The organism is uncultured Merdimonas sp., assembly GCF_963929015.1.
Lineage (GTDB): Bacteria > Bacillota > Clostridia > Lachnospirales > Lachnospiraceae > Merdimonas.
In genome coordinates, this window is the sequence record NZ_CAWVHE010000018.1 from 111,738 (window position 1) to 126,934 (window position 15,197).

General features: G+C 50.0%; 13 protein-coding genes and 1 tRNA gene. 12 read left to right on the plus strand and 2 right to left on the minus strand.

The genetic code is table 11. From position 1 onward, the window contains the following. From selA to ABGT54_RS11585, 10 genes are all read left to right on the plus strand, one after another. Positions 1-1,392, plus strand: coding sequence for an L-seryl-tRNA(Sec) selenium transferase (gene selA / locus ABGT54_RS11540; protein WP_346664216.1), 1,392 nt, complete (start codon positions 1-3; stop codon positions 1,390-1,392). Position 1,393: 1 nt separating this feature from the next. Then, positions 1,394-3,307 (plus strand): selenocysteine-specific translation elongation factor, encoded by a 1,914-nt coding sequence (gene selB, locus ABGT54_RS11545; protein ID WP_346664217.1) that lies wholly within the window; start codon positions 1,394-1,396, stop codon positions 3,305-3,307. Continuing rightward, complete coding sequence (locus ABGT54_RS11550) at positions 3,307-4,218, plus strand: selenium metabolism-associated LysR family transcriptional regulator (RefSeq protein ID WP_346664218.1); 912 nt, start codon at positions 3,307-3,309, stop codon at positions 4,216-4,218. Before selB ends, ABGT54_RS11550 begins: the two co-directional genes overlap by 1 nt. Positions 4,219-4,359: 141 nt before the next feature. Next, positions 4,360-5,499, plus strand: coding sequence for an aminotransferase class V-fold PLP-dependent enzyme (locus tag ABGT54_RS11555; RefSeq protein WP_346664336.1), 1,140 nt, complete (start codon positions 4,360-4,362; stop codon positions 5,497-5,499). Between the two features lie 67 nt (positions 5,500-5,566). Beyond that, entirely contained in the window at positions 5,567-6,661 is a 1,095-nt protein-coding gene (gene yedE / locus ABGT54_RS11560; protein ID WP_204908356.1) for a YedE family putative selenium transporter, read from the plus strand. Positions 6,662-6,733: 72 nt separating this feature from the next. Continuing rightward, entirely contained in the window at positions 6,734-6,937 is a 204-nt protein-coding gene (locus tag ABGT54_RS11565; protein WP_346664219.1) for a sulfurtransferase TusA family protein, read from the plus strand. Then, positions 6,938-7,174, plus strand: coding sequence for a DUF3343 domain-containing protein (locus ABGT54_RS11570; RefSeq protein WP_346664220.1), 237 nt, complete (start codon positions 6,938-6,940; stop codon positions 7,172-7,174). A gap of 228 nt (positions 7,175-7,402) precedes the next feature. Beyond that, the gene (locus ABGT54_RS11575; protein WP_346664221.1) at positions 7,403-8,653 is read left to right on the plus strand and encodes a dicarboxylate/amino acid:cation symporter; all 1,251 of its coding nucleotides are present in this window, start codon (positions 7,403-7,405) and stop codon (positions 8,651-8,653) included. Between the two features lie 165 nt (positions 8,654-8,818). Beyond that, on the plus strand, positions 8,819-10,606 hold the full coding sequence (locus tag ABGT54_RS11580; RefSeq protein WP_346664222.1) for a LytS/YhcK type 5TM receptor domain-containing protein: 1,788 nt from the start codon (positions 8,819-8,821) through the stop codon (positions 10,604-10,606). 4 nt (positions 10,607-10,610) lie between these two features. Continuing rightward, on the plus strand, positions 10,611-11,339 hold the full coding sequence (locus ABGT54_RS11585) for a LytTR family DNA-binding domain-containing protein (protein WP_346664223.1): 729 nt from the start codon (positions 10,611-10,613) through the stop codon (positions 11,337-11,339). A 61-nt stretch (positions 11,340-11,400) separates the two neighbouring features. Here ABGT54_RS11585 and ABGT54_RS11590 read toward each other — a convergent pair whose 3' ends face one another. Both ABGT54_RS11590 and ABGT54_RS11595 read right to left on the minus strand, forming a co-directional pair. After that, a complete protein-coding gene (locus ABGT54_RS11590) occupies positions 11,401-11,988 on the minus strand; it encodes a TetR/AcrR family transcriptional regulator (protein ID WP_346664224.1) in 588 nt (195 codons plus the stop codon). 108 nt (positions 11,989-12,096) lie between these two features. After that, positions 12,097-13,131 (minus strand): proline racemase family protein, encoded by a 1,035-nt coding sequence (locus ABGT54_RS11595; RefSeq protein ID WP_346664225.1) that lies wholly within the window; start codon positions 13,129-13,131, stop codon positions 12,097-12,099. A gap of 299 nt (positions 13,132-13,430) precedes the next feature. On the opposite strand from ABGT54_RS11595, the gene ABGT54_RS11600 reads away from it, so the two are divergent. Together ABGT54_RS11600 and ABGT54_RS11605 are read left to right on the plus strand one after the other, a co-directional pair. Beyond that, positions 13,431-13,528, plus strand: a tRNA-Sec gene (locus ABGT54_RS11600). A 137-nt stretch (positions 13,529-13,665) separates the two neighbouring features. Continuing rightward, complete coding sequence (locus ABGT54_RS11605) at positions 13,666-15,066, plus strand: proline reductase-associated electron transfer protein PrdC (RefSeq protein WP_346664226.1); 1,401 nt, start codon at positions 13,666-13,668, stop codon at positions 15,064-15,066. Positions 15,067-15,197 lie beyond the last annotated feature (131 nt).

Below are 15,197 nucleotides of genomic sequence, written 5' to 3' on the forward strand. Positions count from 1 at the left end.
ATGAACAAAAATGTGTTTTACCGGAAAATACCCAAAGTAGACATTCTCCTGGAGGAGGAACGGATCCGGCAGTTGATCTGCCGCTACAGCAAGGAAACGGTCATGGAGTCGATCCGGAAGGAGACGGACCGCCTGCGGGCTTTTATTGGGAAATGCGAGGATGAGAAGGAGATCGAGGCGGCCATCGGCGGGCTCACAGACGCCATTGGACAGACTGTGGAGGAAATTCATACCCCCAACATGCGGCCGGTGATCAACGGAACAGGGACCATCCTTCATACCAATCTGGGCCGGGCGCCTATCAGTCCGGAGCATATGAAACGGATCGCAGAAGTGGCATGCGGCTATTCCAATCTGGAGTATAATCTGGAAGCCGGAAGAAGAGGGGAACGGTATTCGCATTTTGAAGAACTTCTGTGCAAACTGACCGGAGCAGAGGCGGCTATGGCCGTGAATAATAACGCGTCTTCCGTGATGCTGATCTTAAGTTCCCTGGCAAAAGGCGGCGAGGTCGTGGTGTCCAGAGGAGAACTGGTGGAGATCGGAGGAAAATTCCGTATTCCTGATGTGATGGAGCAAAGCGGCGCCACGCTGGTGGAAGTGGGAACCACCAACAAGACCCATTATGACGACTATAAGAACGCCATTACAGAAGAGACGAAAGCGCTTCTGAAAGTCCACACCAGCAATTACCGGATTGTAGGTTTTACAGAATCTGTAGAGATCGACGAGCTGATCGGCCTGGCAGGCGAGCATGAACTGCCTATCATTGAAGACCTGGGAAGTGGCGTGCTGATCGACCTGGCAAAATACGGACTGACTCATGAGCCTATGGTACAGGAGTCCATTGCAAAAGGAGCGGACGTGGTCTGCTTCAGCGGGGACAAGCTGCTGGGAGGACCGCAGGCCGGCATCATCATCGGCAAGAAGAAATACATTGACAGGATGAAGAAGAATCAGCTGACCAGGGCGCTCAGGATCGATAAGTTTACTGCCACGGCGCTGGAACTGGTGCTGCAGGAATATCTGTCAGAGGAGAAGGCGGTGAAAAATATCCCGGTCCTGCGGATGATCACGGAACCGAAGGAAGAGATGGAGAAGAAAGCAAAGAGCCTGGTGCGGATGCTCCGGAGGACCGGATTTGCGGCGCGGTTCCAGGTGATGCCCTGCGAATCCCAGATTGGCGGCGGTTCGCTGCCTCTGGAGCGAATCCCAAGCTATGCGGCGGCCATCTCGCCGGAAGAGGTGAGCGTGCCGGAGCTGGAGGAAAAGATGCGTCATCTTCCGGTGCCGATCATTCCAAGGACAGCGAATGACACCATTCTATTGGATGTCCGGACTATAGATACCCGACAGTTTAAAGTGATAGCAGATCAGTTTAGGAGCATGTAGCATGAAAAATATCATCATAGGAACGGCGGGGCATATTGATCACGGGAAAACAACTCTGATCAAGGCGCTGACCGGAAGAAATACAGACCGCTGGGAAGAGGAGCAGAGAAGAGGGATCACGATCGATCTTGGATTTACGTATTTTGATCTTCCCGGAGGAGACCGGGCAGGCATCATCGACGTGCCTGGCCATGAAAAATTTATCAATAATATGGTGGCCGGAGTCGTGGGGATGGATCTGGTACTGCTGGTGATCGCGGCAGACGAAGGGATCATGCCCCAGACCAGAGAGCATATGGATATCCTGGGCCTTCTGGGGATTGAGAAGAGTATCATTGTTCTCAATAAATGTGACCTGGTGGATGAAGAATGGATCGAGCTGGTAGAGGAAGAGATCCGGGAGGAACTCTCCGGGACATTTCTTGAGAAAGCGCCTGTGGTCAGGGTATCGGCTGCCACAGGAGAGGGGCTTGACCATCTCATCGAGGTGATCGGACATATGTCAAGCGATGAGGTGATCGAAAAAGACATCCATACGATCCCGAGACTGCCCATAGACCGTGCATTTACCATGTCGGGATTTGGGACCATCATTACCGGCACACTGGTATCCGGCACCATCCGCAAGGAAGATACGCTGGAAATGTATCCTATCGGCAAGGAATGTAAGATCCGCAGCATCCAGGTTCACGGACAGGACAAAAAGGAATGTTATGCCGGACAGCGGGTGGCCATTAATCTGTCCAATGTAAAGAAAAAAGAGATTAAGAGAGGGTGTGTGCTGGCTCCGCCTGACAGCATGAAAAATACAGATCTTCTGGATGTGAAGCTGAACGTGCTGGATTCTTCCATGCGGGTGCTGACCAATCATACCAGACTTCATTTTTTTACCGGTACCAGCGAGATCCTGTGCCGTGCCGTCCTTCTTGACAAGGAGGAGATCGGGCCGGGGGAAAGCGGGTATGTGCAGCTTCGGCTGGAGGAAGAGATCGCTGTGCGAAGAGGCGATAAATTCGTCGTGCGGTTTTATTCTCCCATGGAAACCATTGGCGGCGGCGTGATCCTGGAGCCAAACCCGGGAGTGAAAAAACGGTTTCAGGAAAGCGTGATCGAAGAACTGCGGCAAAAGGAATCCGGCTCCTCTGCGGACGTGATCGAACTGCATGTAAAGAAACATGGAGATACACTGATCACGGTAGCGGAACTTGCCAAGCTGACGGCGCTTTCGGCGGATGAGGTCCAAAAAGATATAAAAGAGCTGGAAGAGCAGGGGCTGGTGACGGTATTTGAGATGCGGAAAGACACTTATGCGTGGCATGCGGATTCCATCCGGGAAGCCAGGGCAGTTCTGACAGAGGCGCTGAAAAAGTATGAAGCAACCTATCCTTATCGTTACGGAATGAAAAAGGCAGAGGTTCAGACCACTTATTTTCAGAAGATCCGGCCCAATGTATTTGACCGGATTGTAGAATATTTCGTCAGCCAGGGCGATATCAGGCGGGTAGAAGAATTCCTGTGCACGCCGGAGTATGAAGTGAGAAAAGACAGCGATTACCAGAAAGTATCCGGATATTTCCTGGATACCTTTCAGAAGGCTGGATTCGACTTTGTCCGTTATTCGGAGATTGATCTGAAAGGGACTCCGAAGGAGACGGCGGATGATATCCTGAATATCCTTCTCACTGAAGGAAGAATCGTAAAAGTGACGGAAGAAATGTTTACATTGACTGAATATATGGAAGAGGCGAAAGAGAAGATCAGGGCACATCTGGCGGAGGATCCGCTGATCACCATCGCGCAGGTCCGGGATATGTTCCAGACCAGCAGAAAGAGCGCCAAGCCGATCCTGGAATATATGGACGCCTTAAAGATCACGAAAAAAATGGGAGCAGAAAGTGAAAGGGTAGCGTACTAATGAATTTGAAACAATTAGAAGCATTTGTCCAGGTGGCAGAAGGAGGGAGCTTTTCCCGGGCGGCCAAAGAGCTGTATCTGACGCAGCCCACCATCAGCGCCCACATCGCGTCCCTGGAAAAGGAACTGAATGTCAGGCTGTTTATCCGCAATACCAAGGAAGTCAGTCTGTCGGAAGATGGAAAAGAATTATACAAATATGCCAAGCCGATGATGGATCTGGCGCAGAAGATTGAGGAGAGGTTCGGCAGCGAGGAAGAAACCGGGAAGCATTGTATTACAATTGCAGCTTCTACAGTGCCGGCACAGTATCTTCTTCCGGAGATCCTGAAGCGGTATAACGAAAAATATCCCGATGAGCAGCTGAAGATCCTGGAAATGGATAGCGCCAAGGTGGTGCTGCGGGTGATCGATCACATGGTGGACGTAGGCCTGACCGGAACAGCGCTGGAGAAGAAGCACTGCCGGTATGTGCCGTTTTACAAGGATCAGCTGGTGGTGATCACGCCGAATACGGAAAAGTACCGGAAGATCCGGGAAGAGTCGCCAAAAGATATCTCCTGGATCCTTCAGGAATCATTTATCATGAGGGAAGAAGGATCCGGAACCCGCAAGGAAGCAGAAAAGCAGTTTGCCCGCGCCGGGATTGATGTGACAAAACTGGATGTGATCGCCAGCATTGAGAATCAGGAAACCATCAAAAAATCAGTGTCCCAGGGACTGGGGATCTCAGTTCTGTCGGGTCTTGCGTCCCGGGACGAGGTGGCAGAAGGACGCATCCTTGCGTTCCCTATTCCCGGAGCAGATAAGGGAAGGGACATCAATCTTGTGTACAACAAAAACTATCAGCTCTCCCGGTCGGCGGAGCGTTTTATAAAGATTGTAAAAGAAGTTTACCAGGTAGAAAAATAAAAGAGAGGCCTGATATAGATATTTTCTATAACAGGCCTCTCTTATCATAGTTTTCAGTTAGACGAATGAGAGAAATCAGAATATACTAATATGCGGGGGAGGAACGATCGTCCTCCCGCCGGAGAAAGGATGGAATCTGTAATGATTTATATGGACAATGCGGCGACGACCATGCACAAGCCGCAGGAAGTGATCGATGCAGTAGTAACAGCAATGAGTTCTATGGGGAATGCGGGAAGAGGCGTCAATGAGGCTTCTCTTAGTGCGTCCCGTATCATTTACGATACCAGGGAGAAACTGTGCCGTCTTTTTGGTGCAGAAGACCCCAGGCAGATCGTGTTTACGCCGAACTCTACCGAGAGTCTGAATATCGCCATTAAAGGGATCCTTACTCCTGGCGATCATGTGATCACAACCATGCTGGAGCATAATTCTGTCCTTCGGCCGCTGTATGAGATGGAGAAACAGGGTGTTCGTCTGACGATTATAAAAAGTGACAGAAACGGCTGTTTTGATCTGAAAGATATGGAGGATGCGATTGCGGAGGATACAAAGATGATCATCTGCACCAACGGCTCCAATCTTACGGGAAATTATGTGGATCCCCGACCCATCGGAGAAATGGCAGCAAAAAAAGGGATCGTATTTGTGGTAGACGCGTCTCAGACAGCAGGCGTATTTTCAATCGACGTGCAGAAAATGAAGATAGACGTGCTTTGCTTTACCGGTCATAAAGGAATGCTGGGGCCCCAGGGCACCGGCGGTATGTATGTCCGCAAAGGACTTGCCATACGGCCCTTAAAGTCTGGCGGAAGCGGAGTGCAGACCTACAGTAAAACGCATCCTGTCGAGATGCCCACCGCTCTGGAGGCGGGTACGCTCAATGGACACGGCATCGCAGGCCTTCATGCAGCCGTGGAATACCTGGAAAAAACGGGCGTGGATGTTATTCGCGCCCGTGAACAGGATTTGATGTGGCGTTTTTACGAAGGGGTAAAAGAAATTCCGGGTGTAAAGATCTACGGCGATTTCCATTCCAGAAATCGTTGTGCGATCGTGACTCTGAATATCGGTGATTATGATTCTTCCGAAGTGAGCGACGCGCTTCTTACTGAATATGGAATATCTACCAGATCCGGCGGCCACTGCGCCCCCCTGATGCATGAGGCGCTGGGCACGGTAGAACAGGGGGCGGTAAGATTCAGCTTCTCTCACTACAATACGGAGGAAGAAGTGGATACTGCCATAAGGGCGATCCGCGAATTAGCCAAAGAGGAGTAGTTGTTTTCTCTCTGGAAATATCAGGGAAAGATCCTCTTTTGGAATGAGAGTTACAAGGAGGAAAAACATGAATTTATCAGATTCAAAAAAGAAACTGGCACTGGCCGGCGTGGTATGTGGTATCGTAGCGGCGCTTCTTGCATACTTTGGAAACCCGGCAAACATGGCATTTTGTATTGCCTGCTTTATCCGTGATACAGCAGGAGCGCTGGGCATGCACCAGGCAGAGGCGGTACAGTATGCAAGACCGGAGATCATCGGTCTGATCCTGGGATCATTCCTGATCTCTGTGGCAACAAAAGAATATCGTTCTACTGCGGGTTCCTCTCCGATGATCCGTTTCATCCTCGGCATGATCATTATGATCGGCGCCCTGGTATTCCTGGGATGCCCGCTCCGTATGGTGATCCGTATGTCAGCCGGCGACCTGAACGCATGGGTGGCTCTGATCGGATTTATCCTGGGGATCGCGACCGGCGTATTTGCATTAAAGAAAGGATTCAGCCTGGGACGTTCCTATGTGTCCAACAAAGAAAGCGGTGTTGTGATCTCTGTGATCGCAGTGGGAATCCTGATCCTGGCTGTATTTACCACGCTTCTTAAGAGTAGCGAAACCGGCCCCGGCAGCATGCACGCGCCGGTGATCCTGGCTCTGATCGGCGGACTGGTATTCGGAGCATTTGCCCAGAAGTCCAGAATGTGCTTTGCAGGAAGCATCCGCGATATCATCCTGATGAAAAATTTTGACCTGTTCTGTGTGATCGCAGGACTGTTCGTTGTCATGCTGGTGTTCAATCTTGCGACAGGACGTTTTGTCCTTGGCTTTGACACACCAGGTATCATCGCTCATTCCGATCATCTGTGGAATATCCTGGGCATGTACACAGTCGGTTTTGCGGCAGTGCTTGCAGGCGGATGCCCGCTTCGCCAGCTGATCCTGGCGGGTCAGGGCTCTTCTGACGCGGCCATGACGGTTGTGGGAATGTTCGTGGCAGCAGCGCTGTGCCACAATCTGGGACTGGCTGCCAGCGGAACCGCTCTGGACGCCGAGACGCAGGAAGTCGTTGCAGGCGCTGTACCGTTAAATGGCAAAGTGGCCTGCGTGATCTGTATTGTAGTTTTGTTTATTATTGCGTTTACCAATAAACGTGAGTCGAAATAAACAGGGCGGCAGAGGATTTTTATTGAAAAATGACAGGAACCGTAGTATTCTAGGAAAGAAGGTAACAGATCAATGAAAGAAGTAGATGCAAGAGGACTGTCCTGTCCGGAACCGCTGATGCTGACTGCGGAGGCGCTTAAAAGTGCGGACGGACCGGTGAAGGTTCTGGTTACAGAACCCCATCAGAAGACAAATGTGGAGAAATATGCCAAAGATCACGGCAAAAAGACCACATCTGCCGAGAAGGATGGACACATCGAAGTGGTGATTGAGTAAATGAGAAAAAAAGAACTGAAACTGGTCATAACATTTCATACGACCGCGGATGCCATGGCTATGGAAAAGGTCTGCAAGGAACAAAATGTCCCCGGACGGATCATACCTGTGCCAAGAGCCATCTCGGCCGGCTGCGGACTGTCCTGGTGCGCGCGGCTGGAAGAGCGGGAAGAAATCGCGGCGGCGATGAAAGAGGCCGGGATTGAAGAAGAAGCCATGCACGAGTGTATGGTGTAAATGAAACACAGGAAAATAAAAGGACTGCGCTGTTTGCGGCGCAGTCCTTTTGTGCGTCAGAATCGACATTTCCTGCGGAGGAAACTGCCGTTTAAACAAAAGCTATTGATTCTTTTCTGAAAATAGATAGAATAAGCAATAGCTTATAAGAACGGATTGCCTGAAAAGGCAGCAGGGCAAAAAGAGAAGAAAAAAGAAAAGAGAAGAAAAAGAAAGAAGGAATGAGAGATGGAAAAGAAAAAGAGATTTTCAATATCTCTGACCACGCAGATTCTGATCGCGACAGTCGGAGGTATCGTATTCGGCGCACTGATAGGCCCCTGGGCAGAGAATCTTAAGTTTATCGGAGACATTTTCTTAAGACTGATCCAGATGTCCGTGGTGCTTCTGGTTATGTCTTCTGTAGCGGCTGCAGTAGGCGGCGGCGACGGAAAAGACGTTGGGAAAATGGGCGTGCATACGATCAAATGGATCGTGTTTTTTACAGCGATTGCCGCAGTGCTGGGCGTAGTCTTATCCATGCTGGTAAAACCGGGACTTGGCATTGACCTCTCCGGAGCAGAGGAAGTAACAGAGACGGCAGTAGAGGCCGCGTCCCTTCAGGATACCCTTCTGAACTTTGTTCCTACAAACGTAGTGGAATCTATGGCTGACGGATCCATGGTGCCGTGTATCGTATTTGCAATCTTCTTCGGCGTGGCCATGGGAGCCTATACCCGCCAGAGTGGAAACCGCAATATGGCGGACTGGGTGATCGGCTTAAATAAAGTCATTACCAATATCATCAAAACAGTTATGTACATTGCCCCGATCGGTATCTTCTGCCTGCTGGCAGACGTAGCAGGATCCACAGGATTTGCAGTGATCATCCCGATGGCCAAATTCCTGGGAGTGCTCCTGATCGGCGACGTGATCCAGTTTTTGATCTACGGCCCGATCACAGCGGTACTTTGCGGCGTCAATCCATTTAAGATGCCGAAAAAATTCGGCAAAATGTCCCTGATGGCAGTCACCACCACATCCGGCGCGATCTGCCTTCAAACAAAAATGGAAGACGCAGTCACCAAATTCGGCGTCAGCCGCAAAGTGGCAGACTTTACAGGACCTATTACCATGTCCATGAACAGCTGCGGCGCGGCCATGTGCTATGTAACCGCCATCTTCTTCATGGCACAGTCCACAGGAATCGAAATGACGGTATACCAGATGGGTATGGCAATCCTCTTATCCTGCCTGATGTGCATGGGAACCATTTCCGTACCGGGCGGCTCCGTGATCGTGTACACCTTCCTGGCATCCTCACTGGGGCTTCCGATGGACAGCATCGCAGTCCTGATCGGAATCGACTGGTTCGCAGGAATGTTCCGTACACTGATGAACGTAGACGTAGACGTCATGGTAGGCATGCTGGTAGCCAAAAAACTTGGCGAACTGGATCTGGATGTCTACAACGACAAAAAAACCGTCGCTTACGAATAAGCCATCTATTACCTAACAAATCATACATCAATTGGGGACGGGGGATTTTCAGAAATCCCCCGTCCCCAATTGATGTTTTCCACATTTTATCCACGGGAATTATCCACATCCCGGGGATTTGTGGTATGATAGTTCCAGGTATGTGTATCCGGGAGGGTGGAAAGTATGAGGATCCACATGGAGAGTTTGCTTTTTGAGGTGGTTTTGAATATTGCGTTGCTGGTGCTGGTGGCGACGCTTCTGTCGAAGGTGCAGCTGATCCAGAATGCTATTTCCCAGGAGCGGCGAAGCGGCGCGGGCCAGGTGTTTCTGTCGGTGGTGTTTGGCGCGGTGATCGTGCTGTCTGTATATACAGGGATTGATATGGACGGTTACAATATGAATACCCGTGTGATCGCGGCGATTGCCGCCGGGATTCTTGGCGGTCCGCTGGTAGGGATGTATGCTTCTGTGATCGGGGCGGTTTATATCTATTTTTTTGCAGGATCGGCCGCTTTTGCGATGGCGTCGGCTTTTTCGACGGTACTGTTTGGCCTTCTGGGCGGGGGATTTTACCCATATTTTCAACGGGGAAAATGGAAATACAGAGACCTGTTTTTCCTGACCTGTTTTGCAGAAATCTGTGATCTTGTGATTATTCTAAGGATGGTCAGCCCGTTTTCTCTGGCTCTTGATACGGTGCAAAAGACCGGAGTTCTGATGACAGTGATGAACGCGTCGGGCATACTCCTCTTTATTTCCAGTTTCAACCATATTTTTATCCGGCAGGATATTGAGAGCAGCCGTCAGCTGCAGATGGCCTCGGAACTTGGCCGGCGCTGCATCCCGCTTCTTGGGAACGGTCTTGAGGATGAGGAAAATATGAAGGAACTGGTGTCGGTGCTTCTGGAAGCCAGCGGCTGGACAGGTGTGATCCTTACGGACCGGGAACGCATCCTGGCCTGGAAAGAGCAGAAGAAGGAGGACGGCGGCCAGAAGGAATCCGCTTTGCCGGGAGAACTTCCCGGGAGCCATAAGGAGCTGCAGGGGAAGACGACAGAAAGCGGCCTGCCGGATCTTCCGGATCTGGACGGGATTCCGGAGATCGGACTTGCCGCCATGAAGAAAGGCGAACTGGAGATCGCCTATAAGGTGCCGAAAACCAGCGCATGGTATGAATGGATGCGGGAATATTCCATGATCGCAGCCCCGTTTATGATAGAAAAGGAAGCCATTGGATGTCTGATCGTCTGGACGAAAAGACAGTGGGTTTTCCGGCAGAGCGACGTCGAACTGCTGCAGAACCTGGTGCAGATCGCATCCGCCCAGATCGCGATGTCAGAGTTGGAGCGGCAAAGACTTCTCCGCCAGCAGGCAGAGTTCAGGGCCCTGCAGTTTCAGGTAAACCCGCATTTTCTATTCAACGCGCTCAACACCATCTCCTATGTGTGCAGAGAAAATGCAGACAGAGCCCGGGAGCTTCTGATCACCCTGGCAAATTATTTTCGTTATAATCTGAACGAAGGGAAATATATGGTGCCTATGGAGGGAGAGCTGGAGCATGTCCGCAATTATCTGGAGATTGAAAAAGCCCGTTTTGAAGATAAACTGGAGGTTTCCTATGATCTGCCAAAGCAGATGGATATCCGGATCCCGACCCTGATCCTGCAGCCGCTGGTAGAAAACGCGGTCCGCTACGGGATCGGTCCGGACGGAAGGCGCAAGGTTCATATCTGCGTGCAGGAGACTCCGGAAGAGTACCAGGTATCCATCCGGGATCAGGGGAAAGGATTTCCTCAGGAGGTGCTGGACAAACTTAAGAAAAATGAGCCTTTTGGGGGAAGTATCGGTCTTCGGAATGTAAACCAGAGGATGAAGAAGGCTTACGGGGAATCCTTTGGGCTTGCTATTGTAAGTTCCCCGGAAGGAAGTTGTGTTACGTTAAGGTTTTTAAAGGAAAAGGAAGAGGAGTAAGAACGTGAGAATAGCGGTAATTGATGATGAGAGGCCGGCCAGAGGCGAATTGATCTGGCAGCTGCGGGAGCTGCTGGGAGACGTGGACTTTGCAGAAGGCGATTCCGGCGCCGCAGCGCTGGGGCTTGCAGGCGAGGGAAAATATGACCTGTTTTTCCTGGACATCAATCTGGGAGATATCAGCGGAACAGATCTGGTCCATGCCATCCGGGCCATGCAGCCTGAGGCGGGGATTATCTTCGTGACGGCTTATTCGGAATATGCTGTGACAGCATATGAACTGGGGGTAGACGACTATGTGCTTAAACCCTACGAAAAAGAGAGGATCCGAAAAGTGCTTTCCCGCTGTATGCCGTCCGGCGCTGCCGGCAGAGGAGAAGACAGAGGAGAAAAGTCTCATCCAAAGAAAATCGCTATCAACAGTGATGGGAAAACCGTGTTTGAAAATATAGAAGACCTGGTATTTATTGAAACCTGCCGCAGGGGATGTCTGATCCATACAAGGGAACATGAATATTACGATGGCAAGGGGATCGGCGATTTCGAGAAAAGACTTCCGGATATGCCGTTTTTCCGGTGTCACAAGAGTTATCTCATCAACCTGGAAAAAGTACGGGAGGTATTTCCCTGGGGGAACAACAGCTTTGGGCTGAAAATGGAAGGTTATGAAAAAACAGTGATCCCGGTGGGAAGAGAAAAGACAAAGACGCTGAAAAGTCTTCTGGGATGGTAAAAGTAAGAACAGGAAAAGCGCTGTATTTCCGCGGATCTGCTCCGGGGCTGTACAGCGCTTTTTAGATGCCGTCTGCAAAAGTGTCGAGAACGTGAGGCAACAGCCGGTCGCTGTATCCGCACAGGGAATATTTTCCCCGGTACAGCGCCCAGTCGTAGAGAAGAGCCCGCTCAAACATCGCGTAAATGGCCATCAGCTCTTTTGCGGTGCTGGTGTTTTTGAATTCTCCGTTTCTTAAGCCTTCCTCCAGGATCTCGGTGATCCATTTAAAATAAAAGCGTTTGCTGTCAGCCAAAGACTTTTTGTCTTTGGTGATCAGCTGTGAAGAATATAAGAAGGCCAGAAGATCAATGTCCACACTGGTCTCGATCATATAAAATAATTCATGGTTCAGATAGAGAAGCTTATCGCGGGCAGACATGTCAGGGTCAATCACAGCCGCAAGTTCTTCATATTTTTCGTCAAACAGATAGGACAGGGAATTCAAAAGAGCCTCTTTCCCTTTAAAATAATGATAAAATGTCCCCTTTGAAGTTTTGGAAGCATTGATGATATCTTCCACTGTGGTCTGTTCATATCCGTTTTTATAGAAAAGATTCCATGCCGCTTTTACAATCCGGCTCTTTGTGGAAATCCTTTTTCTGGGCATCTTTAAGATCACCTCTTTGCAAGAAGAAAAGAAAACAGGAGCGGATCAGAGGATCCTGACCCGCTCCTTGTCTAAGCTGTTTCTAAAAACGATCTGCCAATCCGGGAATTAACCCACCTGGAAACCATATTTCAACGGATCGGTCGGGTCGATCAGGTAGGTAGCAACACCTGTCAGGTAAGCGCTTCCTGTGATCATCGGGATGACTGCGTCATAGTCGGCAACCTTTGTAGTCTCTTTGATCACGCCTTTGAAGATGCTTCCCATAAAGCTCTCATAACGGAACTCTTCGCCAACTTTGATCTCGCCCCAGTGATGCAGGGTGGCAAGTTTTGCGCTGGTACCGGTTCCGCACGGAGAACGGTCAGCCATAGCGTCGCCGAAGATAACCACGTTTCTAAGATCTGCCTTGTCCGGATTCGGGGTCGGTCCGTAGAACTCAACCAGGTCAACGCTGTCGATGTCAAGCAGCGGATGTTTTACCGGGATCTCTTTGCTGATAGCGTCCAGGATCTGCATACCAAGTTTCTGGTAAGCCGGAACACTCTTTGCATTGATCTCACCGATGTCAAGCTGTGTGGTGTCTACCAGTGCAAAGAAGCTTCCGCCGAAGGAAATGGTGAATTTGATCTCTTTTCCATCGATGGTTACGCTCTGATTTTCTTTGTATACGAAAGCAGGTACGTTTGTAAGAGTTACGCTCTCAACCTTTCCGTCTTTTACGATGGCCTTGGTGCGGATCAGTCCTGCAGGAGCGTCAAGAACCACTTCGTTCTCTCCTTCGTGAGACTCAACCAGACCAGCCTCAACGGCAACGGTAACAGCACCGATGGTGCAGTGTCCGCACATGTTCAGGTATCCGCCTGTATCCATGAACATTACGCCGAAGTCTGCTTCCTTATTTACAGGCTCGCAGAGGAAAGCGCCGAACATATCGTGATGTCCTCTTGGCTCAAACATCAGAGCGGTACGAACATTGTCGTAGTTTTTCTCCATCCATTTCTTCTTCTCGATCATGGTGTTTCCTTCCGGCTCCGGGAAACCGCCGATGACCATGCGGCAGAATTCGCCTTCGGTGTGAGCGTCCACAACCTGAAGAGCTGCCTCAAAGCGGTTAAAATTAACCTTTGCTTCTAACTTCATAATAATTGTCCCTCCTTAAATATTTTTCATGAAGTTACTTATAGAAAAAAACTATAAGGTGTTATAAAAACACATAAAAAACCTCCCCTGGTTTTTCTTGTGTCTTTTTCTGAAAGTAGAAAATCATGTTCAAGAACGATAGTTTTTTAACAAATAGACTGCGTTCTAGTATCAAGTCCAGTTCTTTAGTCTTATTATGGCTGAAAGAGCTTGAAAAGTCAATCTTTTTTTGCTATGATAAAAATGAACAAAAGTGTTGAAATCTGCGGCAATTTGTGTTATGTTATTTGGGCATAGATGGGGGTAGATGGGTGACTGGTGTGCCTCCTAGTCTTCAAAACTAGTGTGGGGCGTTAAGAGCGTCCCGGGTGGGTTCGATTCCCACATGCCCTCGCCAGAAAAGACCGTTTTGCTGTTAAAAAAATAGCAAGATGTTCCTATAGAATATTTTTATAAAACAAGATGTTGGGGAATAAGTAAGGAGACTGTGAAGTTTCACTTTTACTTATAAAAAAGAAAAAGGAGATATGCGTCATGGGAAATGTACAAATTTTATTGCGTCAGCACGTCGGTGCACCATGTGCTCCCTGTGTTGAGGTTGGGGCGGACGTAAAAAAAGGTACACTCATTGCGACCCCTACCGGACTTGGAGCAAATATTTTCTCCAGTGTCTATGGTAAGGTCACAGAGATCAAAGAGGACAGGATCATCATTGAGCCTGCTGCAGAGCAGCCGGATGAATTTGTTCCGATCGATGTTCCGGAAGATGCCACCAAGCTGGACATGGTGAAGGCGGCAGGTATCGTCGGCATGGGCGGAGCAGGATTCCCCACCGGTGTAAAGCTTAACATCAACCTTGCGGAGACACCGCTTGCAGAGCTGGATCCGGAGATCAACCCGGAACTGCCGGCTGATTTCAAACTGGAGCACAGCTATATCCTGGTAAATGCAGCTGAGTGCGAGCCGGGACTGGAGCACAACATCAAGCAGCTGGTTGAGCAGACGGATAAAGTGATCCGCGGCGTGAAATACTGTATGGAGATGACTCATGCAGACAAAGCGATCTTCGCTATTAAGAAGAAACATCACGACGCGATCAAGCATCTGGAGGCAGCGCTGAAAGACGAGGCAGACATCTCCATGCACTTCCTGGCAGACATCTACCCGATGGGCGAGGAGCGTGCGGTAGTAAGAGAATGTCTGGGTGTCAACCTTCTGCCGACACAGCTTCCTTCTGCGGCAAGATCTGTAGTTGTGAATCTGGAGACCGCAGCCAAGGTGGCAGAGGCGATCGATGAGAAGAAGCCCTGCATTACCAAGAACCTGACAGTACGCGGAAAATTAAACGGCGGAAATGCAGCACATGTATTCATGGACGTGCCGGTAGGCGTAAGCGTCGGCGAACTGATCGAAAAGGCCGGCGGCATTGATGGAAAATACGGCGAGATCGTAATGGGCGGAGCCTTTACAGGCAAGTCTACTACAGTAGAAGAGCCGATCACCAAGACTACAGGCGGTATCCTGGTAAGCGTAGAGTTCCCGGATCTTCACGGCGCAAACGTAGGCCTCTTAGTCTGTGCCTGCGGCGGAAGCGAAGACCGAATGCGCGAGATCGCAGAGAAGATGAACGGCAAGGTCGTATCTGTATGCAGATGTAAACAGGCGATCGAGAGCAAGCCGGGCGCACCGCTCAAGTGCCTGCGTCCTGGAAACTGTCCGGGACAGGTAAAGAACAACCTGCAGTTTAAGAAAGATAAATGTGAATACATCATTATCGGAAACTGCTCAGACTGCTCCAACACAGTTATGGCATCCGGTCCGAAGATGGGACTGAAGGTATTCCATCAGACAGACCACGTTATGAGAGCAGTGGGACATCCTCTTTACAGAACACTGAAGATTTCCAAAGAGGTTAGTCAGGACATCGATTTCTAATATCGGTATTGCTGTCGCGGACAGTCAGGATGAAAGGCCCCCGATTCTTTTGTCCAGGGAGAAAGAGAGGACTCCCCGGCGGTCCTGCGGCTGTTATATACAAACAAAGCCCGGAAGGGTGGACTTAAGCA